Below are 13,589 nucleotides of genomic sequence, written 5' to 3' on the forward strand. Positions count from 1 at the left end.
GAGGGATGACAAATGCACTCCTGGAAAAAGAAACTTGTAGTATCACAATTAGCATTGGCTTGCACTCTGGCTATCACCTCTCAGGCTAATGCAGCGACCAACGATATTTCTGGTCAAACTTACAATACTTTCCATCACTACAACGACGCCACCTATGCTGATGACGTTTACTATGATGGTTATGTAGGCTGGAATAACTATGCCGCTGATAGTTATTACAACGGCGATATCTATCCGGTCATTAATAACGCTACCGTTAACGGCGTGATTTCTACCTACTATCTGGACGATGGTATTTCTACTAATACCAACGCCAATAGCCTGACAATCAAAAACAGCACTATTCACGGCATGATTTATTCCGAGTGCATGACAACTGATTGTGCTGATCGTGCGGATGACTACTACCATGATCGTCTGGCGCTGACCGTTGATAATTCAACGATCGATGACAACTACGAACACTACACATATAACGGCACTTACAATAATGCCGCTGACACTCATGTTGTAAATGTATTTAACATTGGTACTGCCATCACTCTGGATCAGGAAGTTGATCTGTCCATCTCTAATAACTCTCATGTAGCTGGTATTACGCTGACTCAGGGTTATGAGTGGGAAGATATCGACGACAACACTGTCAGCACTGGTGTAAACAGCAGCGAAGTATTTAATAACACCATCACTGTTAAAGATTCTACCGTGACCTCTGGTTCATGGACTGATGAAGGTACTACTGGTTGGTTTGGTAATACTGGTAATGCTAGTGATTACAATGGTGATGGGTGGAATGCTGATGATGTTGCATTAGCTGTTATTGCACATCCATATGCTGATAACGCTATGCAAACCACTGCCACATTCGATAATTCCACACTGATGGGCGATGTATTCTTCTCAAGTAATTTTGATGAGAACTTCTTCCCACAAGGTCGTGATAGCTATCGTGATGCTGACGGTGATGTAGATACTAACGGTTGGGATGGTACTGATCGCCTGGATCTGACCCTGAACAATGGCAGCAAGTGGGTTGGTGCGGCAATGTCTGCGCATCAGGTTGATCTGGGCTCAGATATTGGGACAGATACCGATGGCGACGGTGATGTTGATAACGATACCCTTGATGGTAAGATCGATAAAAACAGCCCGCTGGATGGCATTTACGATGCTTATGCGATGGGGTCCGACGCAACTGCAACTCTGATCGACATCGCAGCTAACAGCCTGTGGCCTTCATCAACTGTTGGTGTAGAAAACAGCGACTCTGAATACAGCGAATTTGATCACATCATCGGTAACGAAGTTTACCAGAGCGGTCTGTTCAATGTGACCCTGAACACCGGTTCACAGTGGGATACCACCAAAACTTCTCTGATCGACACCCTGAGCATCAACAGTGGTTCAACTGTTAATGTTGCTGATTCAACGCTGATTTCTGACTCTATCTCTCTGACTGGTCTTTCTGCGCTGAACATCAATGAAGATGGTCATGTTGCAACTGATTCACTGACTATCGACAACAGTACCGTAACCATTTCTGATGAAGTTTCTGCTGGCTGGGCTGTAGGTGATGCTGCTCTGTATGCCAACAACATCAAAGTGACTAACGACGGTATCCTGGATGTAGGTAACACTGCTGCGAATGCTCTGCAGGTTGATACTCTGAACCTGACCAGCACTACTGATACCAGTGGTAACATTCACGCTGGTGTGTTCAACATCGAAAGCAACCGCTTCGTACTTGATGCCGACCTGACCAACGACCGTACCAACGACACTACCAAGTCAAACTACGGTTATGGCTTAATCGCAATGAACTCTGATGGTCACCTGACCATTAACGGTAACGGCGATAACGACAACACTGCTTCTATCGAAGCTGGTCAGAACGAAGTTGATAACAACGGTGACCATGTTGCAGCGGCAACTGGTAACTACAAAGTTCGTATCGACAACGCTACTGGTGCTGGTTCTATTGCTGACTACAACGGCAACGAGCTGATCTACGTTAACGACAAAAACAGCAACGCGACCTTCTCTGCTGCCAACAAAGCTGACCTGGGTGCATACACCTATCAGGCTGAGCAGCGCGGTAACACCGTTGTTCTGCAACAGATGGAGCTGACCGACTACGCTAACATGGCGCTGAGCATCCCGTCTGCGAACACCAATATCTGGAACCTGGAACAAGACACCGTTGGTACTCGTCTGACCAACTCTCGTCATGGTCTGGCTGATAACGGCGGCGCATGGGTAAGCTACTTCGGTGGTAACTTCAACGGCGACAACGGCACCATTAACTATGATCAGGATGTAAACGGCATCATGGTCGGTGTTGATACCAAAGTTGACGGTAACAACGCTAAGTGGATCGTCGGTGCGGCTGCAGGCTTCGCTAAAGGTGATATGAATGACCGTTCTGGTCAGGTGGATCAAGACAGCCAGACTGCCTACATCTACTCTTCTGCTCACTTCGCGAACAACGTCTTTGTTGACGGTAGCTTGAGCTACTCTCACTTCAACAACGACCTGTCTGCAACCATGAGTAACGGTACTTACGTTGACGGCAGCACCAACTCCGACGCTTGGGGCTTTGGTTTGAAAGCCGGTTACGACTTCAAACTGGGTGATGCAGGTTACGTGACTCCTTACGGCAGCATTTCTGGTCTGTTCCAGTCTGGTGATGATTACCAGCTGAGCAACGACATGAAAGTTGACGGTCAGTCTTACGACAGCATGCGTTATGAACTGGGTGTAGATGCAGGTTATACCTTCACCTACAGCGAAGACCAGGCTCTGACTCCGTACTTCAAACTGGCTTACGTCTACGACGACTCTAACAACGATAACGATGTGAACGGTGATTCCATCGATAACGGTACTGAAGGGTCTGCGGTACGTGTTGGTCTGGGTACTCAGTTCAGCTTCACCAAGAACTTCAGCGCCTATACCGATGCTAACTACCTCGGTGGTGGTGACGTAGATCAAGACTGGTCCGCGAATGTGGGTGTTAAATATACCTGGTAATATTCTTCACTCCGAAGAAATAGGTAATTTAATCTAAATAATGCCCGTCAAGGATTTGACGGGCATTACTGCAAAGGACGCGCAAATGTTATCTGTAGTTAAACCTCTTCAGGAATTTGGTAAGCTCGATAAATGTTTGTCCAGATACGGCACGCGCTTCGAGTTTAATAATGAAAAGCAAGTTATATTTTCAAGTGATGTCAATAGCGAAGATACTTTCGTTATTTTAGAGGGCGTTATCTCTTTGCGTAGAGAAGAAAACGTACTTATCGGTATTACCCAGGCTCCTTATATTATGGGACTGGCTGATGGTTTAATGAAAAACGATATACCATACAAATTAATATCAGAAGGAAATTGTACGGGATATCATCTGCCAGCCAAACAAACCATTACGCTTATTGAACAAAATCAACTCTGGCGAGACGCTTTTTACTGGTTAGCCTGGCAAAATAGAATTCTGGAATTACGCGATGTGCAGCTCATTGGACATAATTCCTACGAACAAATCCGCGCCACGTTATTATCAATGATTGACTGGAATGAAGAATTGCGCTCACGTATTGGCGTGATGAATTATATCCATCAACGTACACGCATATCGCGTTCTGTCGTCGCAGAAGTTCTCGCTGCTTTACGTAAAGGCGGCTATATCGAAATGAATAAAGGCAAACTGGTTGCTATCAACCGTTTGCCTTCAGAGTATTAATCAGGACGCGGGGATGACCAACGGTTTATTCCCGCTCAGTTCGGTCACCAGGTCATTGATGCCATCGCTCATATTTTTAAAGCGCGTCAATGGCGAACGAGTAACCACCACAAACGCGCCAATATTCTTCTGCGGGATCATCGCCATATAGGTAATGAAACCGCCACCACCACCTGTCTTCTGAATAATCCCCGGACGACCCTCTTTCGGGGCCATATATACCCAGCCTAAACCAAGCGCATCCGCTTTGCCGGGGACATCCATGCCAATCACTTTCGTAAACTGCGCGCGCTGATAAATCAACGTCTGCATACGATCCGCCTGATTACTGCGCTGATAAAAATCAGATGACAAATACTGCTGCATCCAGCGCATCATATCGCCAGGCGTGGAATAGACGCCGCCACTGCCAATTGCCGCCAGCGTGTTATTGCATGGACTGGCACCGCGCTCAGCAACCATTAAACGTCGGCACTGATCCGGCGATGGAGTATAGGTCGTGTCTTTCATCCCCAACGGACGGGTAATCTGCTCTTCAAACAACTGGGTATAAGGCTTGCCAGAAGCATTCGCCAGTGCATCTGCCAGCAGGTCGAACGCAAGGTTAGAGTATGCCGCCTGACTGCCTGGCGCGGCTTTCAGCTTCGCCGTAGAAAGGTATTTCCAGCGTTGCTCGCGCGTTGGCCAGACAAACACTGGACGATGTGCCGCGCCTCCCGGCTGTTCACGTGGCAAGGCACTGGTATGGGTTGCCAGATTCACCAGGGTAATAGGCGTGCCATTGTAAGTCGGCACACGTGCGCCTGGTGGAGCATATTTACTTAGCGGATCGTTTAACTTCACGGTCCCCTTGTCGAGCAATTTCACCAGCATCTCACTAGTCATTAGCTTGGTGAGCGAAGCAATACGCACGACCGAATCCAGCTGCGGGCGAACGTTATTACCCGGGCGCGTTTCGCCATAACTGCGAAAGACGCGCTGGTTACCGTCGATAACAACCAGCGCCATCCCCGTGGCACCACTGCCATAAAAAATATGATCGGCATAACGATCGACAATATCAGAGGCGAACTCCGGTTCAGTGATCGGCTGCGCCGCATGGACGGGGGTCAATAACGCCGCACAAAGCACGGCAGAAAAAAGCAGACTACGTTTCAACGGTGGTGTCCATAGATTGAATGAAGGTAACTGAGCGTATTTATACTACTCATTGATGGATTGCAAAGGGCGAATTAGTGCAATAATAGTGTTAAAAACGTAACGGCGCGTAAACACGATCTTTTTCCTGCTCACCAATGCCTGCATTTGTGATCCTGCGCGTGTTAATCCGCTAATGTAAATAATCTTTGGTTTGTGAAATCCGTCGAAACAATTCTTATGGTCAGGCTGGCGAACTATGCGCCTTGCTATGGGTCACAATGGGCGGTTTCATTTGGCTGATTCTTTGTAGCGGTCATGCGGTTAATACACAGCAGTTGTTAAAACGATAAGAAGTTAGCAGGAGTGCATATGTTTAAGTCTTTTTTCCCAAAGCCGGGAATGTTTTTTCTCTCGGCCTTTGTTTGGGCATTGATTGCCGTTATCTTCTGGCAAGCCGGTGGGGGGGACTGGGTGGCGCGCATCACCGGAGCTTCCGGGCAGATCCCAATTAGCGCCGCGCGTTTCTGGTCGTTAGATTTCCTGATTTTTTACGCTTACTACATTGTTTGCGTAGGGCTTTTTGCACTGTTCTGGTTTATTTATAGCCCGCATCGTTGGCAATACTGGTCAATACTCGGTACTGCGTTGATAATCTTCGTCACCTGGTTTTTGGTGGAAGTTGGAGTTGCCGTCAACGCCTGGTATGCGCCGTTTTATGATCTGATTCAAACTGCGCTAAGTTCGCCGCATAAAGTCACTATCGAACAATTTTACCGCGAAGTGGGCGTCTTTCTGGGGATTGCGCTGATCGCGGTGGTGATCAGTGTGCTGAACAACTTCTTTGTCAGTCACTACGTGTTCCGCTGGCGTACGGCGATGAACGAATATTACATGGCGAACTGGCAACAACTGCGTCATATCGAAGGTGCCGCCCAGCGTGTGCAGGAAGACACCATGCGTTTTGCTTCAACGCTTGAGAATATGGGCGTCAGTTTTATCAACGCTATCATGACGTTGATCGCCTTCCTGCCGGTACTGGTAACGCTCTCTGCGCATGTGCCGGAGCTGCCGATTGTCGGGCATATTCCGTATGGTCTGGTGATTGCTGCTATCGTATGGTCGTTGATGGGGACCGGATTGCTGGCAGTGGTAGGGATCAAACTGCCGGGACTGGAGTTTAAAAATCAGCGTGTAGAAGCTGCCTACCGTAAAGAGTTGGTTTATGGTGAAGACGATGCATCGCGCGCGACGCCGCCTACGGTACGCGAGCTGTTTAGCGCCGTGCGGAAAAACTATTTCCGCCTCTATTTTCACTATATGTATTTCAACATCGCCCGCATTCTCTATTTGCAGGTCGATAACGTTTTCGGTTTGTTCTTGCTGTTTCCGTCGATTGTTGCCGGTACGATTACGCTCGGCCTGATGACGCAGATTACCAACGTTTTTGGTCAGGTTCGCGGTGCTTTTCAGTACCTGATTAACTCATGGACCACGCTGGTTGAGTTGATGTCTATCTACAAACGTCTGCGCAGCTTTGAACATGAGCTGGATGGTGACAAAATTCAGGAAGTAACCCATACCTTGAGTTAAAAAGGAGAAGTAATGTCGCGCGTCAATCATCTATCTTCGCTTTCGTTATTGGCGGTTCTGGTTTTAGCAGGGTGTAGTAGTCAGGCTCCGCAACCGTTGAAAAAGGGCGAAAAAGCGATAGATGTGGCGAGCGTCGTGCGGCAGAAGATGCCCGCGAGTGTGAAAGACCGCGATGCCTGGGCGAAAGATCTTGCCACCACGTTTGAAAGTCAGGGGCTGGCACCGACGCTGGAAAACGTCTGCTCGGTGCTGGCGGTGGCGCAGCAGGAGTCAAATTATCAGGCAGATCCGGCCGTTCCAGGCTTAAGCAAGATCGCCTGGCAAGAGATTGACCGTCGTGCCGAACGGATGCACATCCCAGCTTTTCTGGTTCATACCGCGCTAAAAATCAAATCGCCAAACGGCAAAAGTTATAGTGAGCGGTTAGATTCTGTGCGTACAGAAAAGCAATTAAGCGCGATTTTTGACGATTTGATCAGCATGGTGCCAATGGGGCAGACGCTGTTTGGTTCGCTTAATCCGGTACGTACCGGTGGACCGATGCAGGTCAGCATTGCGTTTGCCGAACAGCATACCAAAGGGTATCCGTGGAAAATGGACGGTACAGTCCGTCAGGAAGTCTTCAGTCGCCGCGGCGGATTGTGGTTCGGTACTTACCATTTACTGAATTATCCCGCCAGTTATAGCGCGCCGATATACCGTTTTGCCGATTTTAACGCTGGCTGGTACGCCAGCCGTAATGCCGCTTTTCAGAACGCGGTCAGTAAGGCCACTGGCATGAAGCTGGCGCTGGACGGTGATTTAATTCGTTACGACAGTAAAGAACCTGGGAAAACAGAGCTGGCAACGCGCAAACTGGCAGGCAAACTGGGGATGAGCGACAGCGAAATTCGCCGTCAGTTAGAGAAAGGGGACAGCTTCTCTTTTGAGGAGACGGCGCTGTACAAGAAAGTTTATCAACTTGCCGAAGCGAAAACGGGTAGATCACTACCCCGCGAAATGTTGCCCGGCATCCAACTGGAAAGCCCGAAAATTACCCGCAATCTGACTACGGCCTGGTTTGCGAAGCGCGTAGACGAACGGCGGGCGCGTTGTATGAAACAGTAAGCAAAAGGGAACGCCAGGCCAGATAAGGCATTTTAGGCCGCATCTGACAACCTACTCTTACTGGCGGCGATGTCGCCAGTGCAGCCATAGCGCCACCACTGCAAAAATGAAGCAGCCAATTAAAAATGGGATCAGCCCGAAAATGGTACCGACACCTAAACCAATTTCCACCCGTGGGCGGCCTGTTTCCTGAGCCTGCATTAAACGCTCATAGACGCCGGGCGCATGCACTAACAGGTTCAGCAATTGCGCCCCAGCCCAAAAGCAAAACAGCACAAACAACGCATAGGCAATGTTGCCAGGCGTAGAAGAGGCATTGCGATATTTTCCGCTAAACAGCGATTTTGACAGGGTGAAATCAGCCATAAAAACCTCCGGAAGTCATCTGCTTCTCTTCTGGTGTCATACCAGCGGCTTATGGCAAGTCTGACAGGTCATTTAGATTGTCAATATCAGAATCATGGTAAATTGATGTTGGGAATATTCCCGAAGCGGGAATATTTGTCACGAGTCACAAAACGGTAACTTTAAGTTAAATTTTTTAACGATACGGGAAATGCTGTCTACCCCACAGACGTAAGTTATCGATTATGCGAAGATGTTATTTTTCGTTAACGGAGCTGCCATGAGTCTGCCTGTAAAAATTCGCCGTGACTGGCACTACTATGCGTTCGCCATTGGCCTGATATTCATTCTTAATGGCGTGGTGGGGTTACTGGGATTTGAAGCAAAAGGTTGGCAGACCTATGCCGTTGGTCTGGTGACGTGGGTGATTAGTTTCTGGCTCACGGGGCTGATTATTCGTCGTCGCGATGAAGAAACTGAAAACGCCCAATAACAGAGGATTGGGCGTTCTGGGGGCTGACAAAGTGCTCGTTGTTTTTGCCGGATGCGGCGCGAACGCCTTATCCTGCCTACAAAATCAGTATATTGCAATTATCTTGTAGGCCTGATAAGCAAAGCGCATCAGGCAATCTTACAGTCTTAAATGCCCAATAACAGTTATTGGGCATTTAAAAATTACATCGTGGTTTTCAACGCGTTATCCGCAGCGTGACGCTCCAGCGCCAACTCGATCAGACGTGTGATCAGGTCGGTGTAACCCAAACCGCTGGCTTGCCACAGCTTCGGATACATACTGATGTTGGTGAAGCCTGGCAGTGTGTTGATCTCGTTGATTACCACTTCGTTCTCTGGGGTTAAAAACACGTCTACACGCGCCATGCCTGCGCAACCCAACGTTTGATAAGCCTGAATGGCAATTGCCCGGATCTTATCGTTAATTTCAGGCGTAATGGCTGCCGGAACCACCACTTTCGCGCCATCTTCGTCAATGTACTTGGTGTCGTAGGCGTAGAAATCGCTGGTTAGTACGATCTCGCCACAGGTACTGGCTTGCGGATTGTCGTTGCCCAGAACCGCGCATTCGATCTCACGACCTTTGATCCCTTGCTCAACGATCACTTTATGATCGAACTCGAACGCCAGATCGACGGCAATTGCGTACTCTTCTTCACTGGTTACTTTGCTGACACCAACAGAAGAGCCTTGGTTAGCGGGTTTTACAAACAGCGGTAACCCCAGTTTTGACTTCACTTCGGCAAAACTGATGTTTTGACGATTGGTGCGTGTCAGGGTAATAAATGGCGCAATGTTCAGCCCGGCATCGCGTAGCAGACGTTTGGTGACATCTTTATCCATACAGGCCGCTGACGCCAGAACATCAGAACCCACAAACGGTAAATTGGCGACCCGCAGCATTCCCTGCAAGGAACCATCTTCGCCTAGCGTACCGTGAACAATCGGGAAAATGACATCCACCGTCGGCAATGGCTGACCGTTTTGCGCGTCGATAAGCTGATGCTCATGTTTACCAGGCACCTGCGCAAGACTGGTCGCCGAAGGGCGCAACGCAATATGGGCAGGATCGTCTGCATTTAGCAGATAATTGTTGGCATCGCTGACGTGCCATTGCCCTTGTTTATCAATGCCCAGCAGCACAACGTCGAAGCGACTTTTATCAATGGCATCGACAATGTTTTTTGCCGATTGCAAAGACACTTCATGTTCCGCTGATTTACCACCAAAAACGATTCCTACCCGCAGTTTTTCCATCTTGAAAACCTATCCCGTCTAACACAAAGTGCATACATTACCACGACAAAACGGGGGATTCGCGGCCTTCTGACAGAATGTTGCAATCTTCTACTGACAAAGTGTGCAACGTACTGGTGAAGAAAGTGCGTTATCTCAAAGATGTGCGCAAGATCACAAAAATGATGAACGGGAAGCTAATTTATTCCTGGTTTAAATGGCCATGCAGTGAGTTTTTTCTCTTAATTATAAGTTAGCAAAGAGAATATATTTCATAACTTTTACTTATAATAAAGGTTGATAATTAAAAACCTATACTTTGTATGGTTACTTATTTAAATAAGAGAAACGTTTCGCTGGTAAATATGGAAAAAATATTTGCGCAAAGTATTTCATTCGTCATAAAAATACTACCTCCAGACACTATGAAGTTGTGAAGCATAATGTTAACTTCTCCATACTTTGGATAAGGAAATACAGACATGAAAAATCTCATTGCTGAGTTGTTATTTAAGCTTGCCCAAAAAGAAGAAGAGTCGAAAGAACTGTGCGCGCAGGTAGAAGCACTGGAGATTATCGTCACTGCAATGCTTCGTAATATGGCGCAAAATGACCAACAGCGGTTGATTGATCAGGTAGAGGGGGCACTTTACGAGGTAAAGCCCGATGCCAGCATTCCTGACGACGATACGGAGCTGCTGCGCGATTATGTAAAGAAGTTATTGAAGCATCCTCGTCAGTAAAAAGGTAATCTTTTCAACAGCTGTCATAAAGCTGTCACGGCTGAGACTTATAGTCGCTTTGTTTTTATTTTTTAATGTATTTGTACATGGAGAAAATAAAGTGAAACAAAGCACTATTGCACTGGCACTCTTACCGTTACTGTTTACCCCTGTGACAAAAGCCCGGACACCAGAAATGCCTATTCTGGAAAACCGGGCTGCTCAGGGCGATATTACTGCACCCGGCGGTGCTCGCCGCTTAACGGGTGATCAGAGCGCCGCTCTGCGTGATTCTCTTAGCGATAAGCCTGCAAAAAATATTATTTTGCTGATTGGCGATGGGATGGGGGATTCGGAAATTACTGCCGCACGTAATTATGCCGAAGGTGCGGGCGGCTTTTTTAAAGGTATTGATGCCTTACCGCTTACCGGGCAATACACTCACTATGCGCTGAATAAAAAAACCGGCAAACCGGACTACGTTACCGACTCGGCTGCATCAGCAACTGCCTGGTCAACCGGTGTCAAAACCTATAATGGCGCATTGGGTGTCGATATTCATGAAAAAGATCACCCAACGATTCTGGAAATGGCAAAAGCCGCAGGGCTGGCGACCGGTAACGTTTCTACCGCAGAGTTGCAGGATGCCACTCCCGCCGCGTTGGTGGCGCATGTGACTTCGCGCAAATGCTACGGTCCGAGCGCGACCAGTGAAAAATGTCCGGGTAACGCGCTGGAAAAAGGCGGAAAAGGATCGATTACAGAACAGCTGCTTAACGCCCGTGCCGATGTTACGCTTGGCGGCGGCGCAAAAACCTTTGCGGAAATGGCAACCGCTGGTGAATGGCAGGGAAAAACGCTGCGTGAACAGGCGCAGGTGCGTGGTTATCAGTTAGTGAACGATGCTGCCTCGCTGAACGCGGTGACGGAAGCGAACCAGCAAAAACCCCTGCTTGGCCTGTTTGCTGACGGCAATATGCCAGTGCGCTGGCAAGGACCGAAAGCAACGTACCACGGCAATATCGACAAGCCCGCAGTTACCTGTACGCCTAATCCGCAACGTAATGACAGCGTACCGACCCTGGCGCAGATGACTGATAAAGCCATTGAATTGTTGAGTAAAAATGAGAAAGGCTTTTTCCTGCAAGTTGAAGGTGCATCAATCGATAAACAGGATCACGCTGCGAATCCTTGTGGGCAAATTGGCGAGACGGTCGATCTCGACGAAGCCGTACAACGGGCGCTGGAATTCGCTAAAAAGGATGGCAACACGCTGGTCATAGTCACCGCTGATCACGCCCACGCCAGCCAGATTGTCGCGCCGGACACCAAAGCGCCGGGCCTCACCCAGGCGCTAAATACCAAAGATGGCGCAGTGATGGTGATGAGTTACGGGAACTCCGAAGAGGATTCACAAGAACATACCGGTAGTCAGCTGCGTATTGCGGCGTATGGCCCACATGCCGCCAATGTCGTTGGACTGACCGACCAGACCGATCTCTTCTACACCATGAAAGCCGCCCTGGGGCTGAAATAAAACCGCGCCCGGCGGTGAATTTTCGCTGTCGGGTGGTTTTTTTGCTGTTAGCAACCAGACTTAATGGCAGATCACGGGCGCAAACGCTCATGGTTAAAACATGAAGAGGGATGGTGCTATGAAAATAACATTACTGGTTACCTTGCTTTTCGGACTGGTTTTTTTAACCACCGTCGGCGCTGCCGAGAGAACCTTAACCCCGCAACAACAGCGTATGACCTCCTGTAATCAGCAGGCGACGGCGCAGGCGTTGAAAGGGGATGCTCGTAAGACCTACATGAGTGATTGCCTGAAGAACAGCAAGTCTGCGCCAGGTGAAAAAAGTTTGACGCCACAGCAGCAAAAGATGCGCGAATGTAATAATCAAGCAACGCAACAATCTCTGAAAGGTGATGATCGTAATAAGTTTATGAGCGCCTGCCTCAAGAAAGCCGCCTGATACCTGATAGTGCTAACGGGTGAGCTACGAAAATGGCTCACCCGAAATTTCATACTTCTGCCTTTAGCCCCGTCTCTATAATTTGGGAAAATTGTTTCTGAATGTTCCCAAAAATAATGAATGATGAAAACTTTTTCAAAAAAGCGGCGGCGCATGGGGAGGAACCTCCTTTAACTCCTCAAAACGAACATCAGCGGTCCGGGCTGCGCTTCGCCCGTCGCGTCAGACTACCCCGCGCGGTTGGCCTGGCTGGCATGTTCTTACCGATTGCTTCAACGCTGGTTTCGCACCCGCCGCCGGGCTGGTGGTGGCTGGTGTTGGTCGGCTGGGCGTTCGTCTGGCCGCATTTAGCCTGGCAGATTGCGAGTAGGGCTGTCGATCCGCTTAGCCGGGAAATTTATAACTTAAAAACCGATGCAGTATTAGCGGGAATGTGGGTAGGCGTAATGGGCGTAAACGTGCTGCCTTCCACCGCGATGTTGATGATTATGTGTCTGAATTTGATGGGGGCAGGCGGCCCCCGTCTGTTTGTTGCGGGTCTGGTGTTGATGGTGGTTTCGTGCCTTGTCACTCTCGAACTGACGGGTATCACCGTGTCGTTCAATAGCGCGCCGCTGGAATGGTGGCTCTCCCTTCCCATTATCGTCATTTATCCTCTGCTGTTTGGCTGGGTCAGCTACCAGACGGCAACCAAACTGGCGGAACATAAACGCCGATTGCAGGTCATGAGTACCCGTGACGGTATGACGGGCGTGTATAACCGACGTCATTGGGAAACGATGTTACGCAATGAATTTGATAACTGTCGGCGGCATAACCGCGATGCGACGTTACTGATTATCGATATCGACCATTTCAAGAGCATCAACGATACCTGGGGCCATGATGTGGGCGATGAAGCCATTGTTGCGCTTACCCGACAATTACAAATTACCCTGCGCGGTAGCGATGTGATTGGTCGGTTTGGTGGCGATGAGTTTGCGGTAATCATGTCCGGTACACCAGCTGAGAGCGCCATTACCGCCATGTTACGGGTGCATGAAGGGCTAAACACGTTACGTTTGCCGAATACGCCACAGGTAACATTACGGATTAGTGTGGGGGTTGCGCCGCTGAATCCACAAATGAGTCACTATCGGGAGTGGTTGAAATCGGCAGATTTGGCGCTCTACAAAGCAAAGAAAGCCGGACGTAACCGCACCGAAGTGGCGGCCTGACGTC

12 protein-coding genes and 1 pseudogene are annotated in these 13,589 nt (G+C 48.9%); 10 read left to right on the plus strand and 3 right to left on the minus strand.

The window, feature by feature from the left end; all coding sequences use genetic code 11:
- Positions 1–12: 12 nt before the first annotated feature.
- On the plus strand, positions 13–3,030 hold the full coding sequence (ehaB, locus tag ATB02_RS00985) for an autotransporter adhesin EhaB (RefSeq protein WP_105270944.1): 3,018 nt from the start codon (positions 13–15) through the stop codon (positions 3,028–3,030).
- Positions 3,031–3,115: 85 nt separating this feature from the next.
- Complete coding sequence (gene iprA, locus ATB02_RS00990) at positions 3,116–3,739, plus strand: hydrogen peroxide resistance inhibitor IprA (protein ID WP_001295817.1); 624 nt, start codon at positions 3,116–3,118, stop codon at positions 3,737–3,739.
- Here iprA and ampH read toward each other — a convergent pair whose 3' ends face one another.
- Entirely contained in the window at positions 3,740–4,897 is a 1,158-nt protein-coding gene (ampH, locus tag ATB02_RS00995; RefSeq protein WP_105270945.1) for a D-alanyl-D-alanine-carboxypeptidase/endopeptidase AmpH, read from the minus strand.
- Positions 4,898–5,248: 351 nt separating this feature from the next.
- Between ampH and sbmA the strand changes: the two genes are divergently transcribed.
- Both sbmA and yaiW read left to right on the plus strand, forming a co-directional pair.
- Positions 5,249–6,469: a peptide antibiotic transporter SbmA gene (sbmA, locus tag ATB02_RS01005; protein WP_105270946.1), complete on the plus strand. Its 1,221-nt coding sequence runs from the start codon at positions 5,249–5,251 to the stop codon at positions 6,467–6,469.
- Positions 6,470–6,481: 12 nt separating this feature from the next.
- Complete coding sequence (gene yaiW / locus ATB02_RS01010) at positions 6,482–7,576, plus strand: surface-exposed outer membrane lipoprotein YaiW (protein WP_105270947.1); 1,095 nt, start codon at positions 6,482–6,484, stop codon at positions 7,574–7,576.
- A 57-nt stretch (positions 7,577–7,633) separates the two neighbouring features.
- On the opposite strand, the gene ATB02_RS01015 is transcribed toward yaiW, so the two are convergent.
- Positions 7,634–7,942 (minus strand): YaiY family protein, encoded by a 309-nt coding sequence (locus ATB02_RS01015; RefSeq protein ID WP_000763146.1) that lies wholly within the window; start codon positions 7,940–7,942, stop codon positions 7,634–7,636.
- Between the two features lie 259 nt (positions 7,943–8,201).
- Between ATB02_RS01015 and ATB02_RS01025 the strand changes: the two genes are divergently transcribed.
- A complete protein-coding gene (locus ATB02_RS01025) occupies positions 8,202–8,414 on the plus strand; it encodes a DUF2754 domain-containing protein (protein ID WP_105270948.1) in 213 nt (70 codons plus the stop codon).
- A 182-nt stretch (positions 8,415–8,596) separates the two neighbouring features.
- Here ATB02_RS01025 and ddlA read toward each other — a convergent pair whose 3' ends face one another.
- Positions 8,597–9,691, minus strand: coding sequence for a D-alanine--D-alanine ligase (gene ddlA, locus ATB02_RS01030; RefSeq protein ID WP_105270949.1), 1,095 nt, complete (start codon positions 9,689–9,691; stop codon positions 8,597–8,599).
- A gap of 77 nt (positions 9,692–9,768) precedes the next feature.
- Here ddlA and ATB02_RS26415 point away from each other — a divergent pair.
- From ATB02_RS26415 to adrA, 5 genes and pseudogenes are all read left to right on the plus strand, one after another.
- A pseudogene (locus ATB02_RS26415) lies at positions 9,769–9,971 on the plus strand (hypothetical protein).
- Between the two features lie 181 nt (positions 9,972–10,152).
- Positions 10,153–10,413 (plus strand): anti-adapter protein IraP, encoded by a 261-nt coding sequence (gene iraP, locus ATB02_RS01040; RefSeq protein WP_000792970.1) that lies wholly within the window; start codon positions 10,153–10,155, stop codon positions 10,411–10,413.
- Between the two features lie 100 nt (positions 10,414–10,513).
- Positions 10,514–11,929: an alkaline phosphatase gene (gene phoA, locus ATB02_RS01045; protein WP_105270951.1), complete on the plus strand. Its 1,416-nt coding sequence runs from the start codon at positions 10,514–10,516 to the stop codon at positions 11,927–11,929.
- Between the two features lie 118 nt (positions 11,930–12,047).
- A complete protein-coding gene (gene psiF, locus ATB02_RS01050; RefSeq protein WP_001295332.1) occupies positions 12,048–12,368 on the plus strand; it encodes a phosphate starvation-inducible protein PsiF in 321 nt (106 codons plus the stop codon).
- Between the two features lie 101 nt (positions 12,369–12,469).
- Positions 12,470–13,585, plus strand: a complete 1,116-nt coding sequence (adrA, locus tag ATB02_RS01055) for a diguanylate cyclase AdrA (protein WP_000484048.1) — start codon at positions 12,470–12,472, stop codon at positions 13,583–13,585.
- Positions 13,586–13,589: the final 4 nt, after the last annotated feature.

Origin of the sequence: Escherichia sp. MOD1-EC5189 (genome assembly GCF_002966045.1) — a bacterium.
Lineage (GTDB): Bacteria > Pseudomonadota > Gammaproteobacteria > Enterobacterales > Enterobacteriaceae > Escherichia > Escherichia coli_F.

Excerpts from the sequence above, each read along its gene's own strand:
- ehaB (WP_105270944.1), top strand. The coding sequence starts at position 13 with ATGCACTCCTGGAAAAAGAAACTTGTAGTATCACAATTAGCATTGGCT.
- iprA (WP_001295817.1), top strand. The coding sequence starts at position 3,116 with ATGTTATCTGTAGTTAAACCTCTTCAGGAATTTGGTAAGCTCGATAAA.
- sbmA (WP_105270946.1), top strand. The coding sequence starts at position 5,249 with ATGTTTAAGTCTTTTTTCCCAAAGCCGGGAATGTTTTTTCTCTCGGCC.
- yaiW (WP_105270947.1), top strand. The coding sequence starts at position 6,482 with ATGTCGCGCGTCAATCATCTATCTTCGCTTTCGTTATTGGCGGTTCTG.
- ATB02_RS01015 (WP_000763146.1), bottom strand. The coding sequence starts at position 7,942 with ATGGCTGATTTCACCCTGTCAAAATCGCTGTTTAGCGGAAAATATCGC.
- ATB02_RS01025 (WP_105270948.1), top strand. The coding sequence starts at position 8,202 with ATGAGTCTGCCTGTAAAAATTCGCCGTGACTGGCACTACTATGCGTTC.
- ddlA (WP_105270949.1), bottom strand. The coding sequence starts at position 9,691 with ATGGAAAAACTGCGGGTAGGAATCGTTTTTGGTGGTAAATCAGCGGAA.
- iraP (WP_000792970.1), top strand. The coding sequence starts at position 10,153 with ATGAAAAATCTCATTGCTGAGTTGTTATTTAAGCTTGCCCAAAAAGAA.
- psiF (WP_001295332.1), top strand. The coding sequence starts at position 12,048 with ATGAAAATAACATTACTGGTTACCTTGCTTTTCGGACTGGTTTTTTTA.
- adrA (WP_000484048.1), top strand. The coding sequence starts at position 12,470 with ATGTTCCCAAAAATAATGAATGATGAAAACTTTTTCAAAAAAGCGGCG.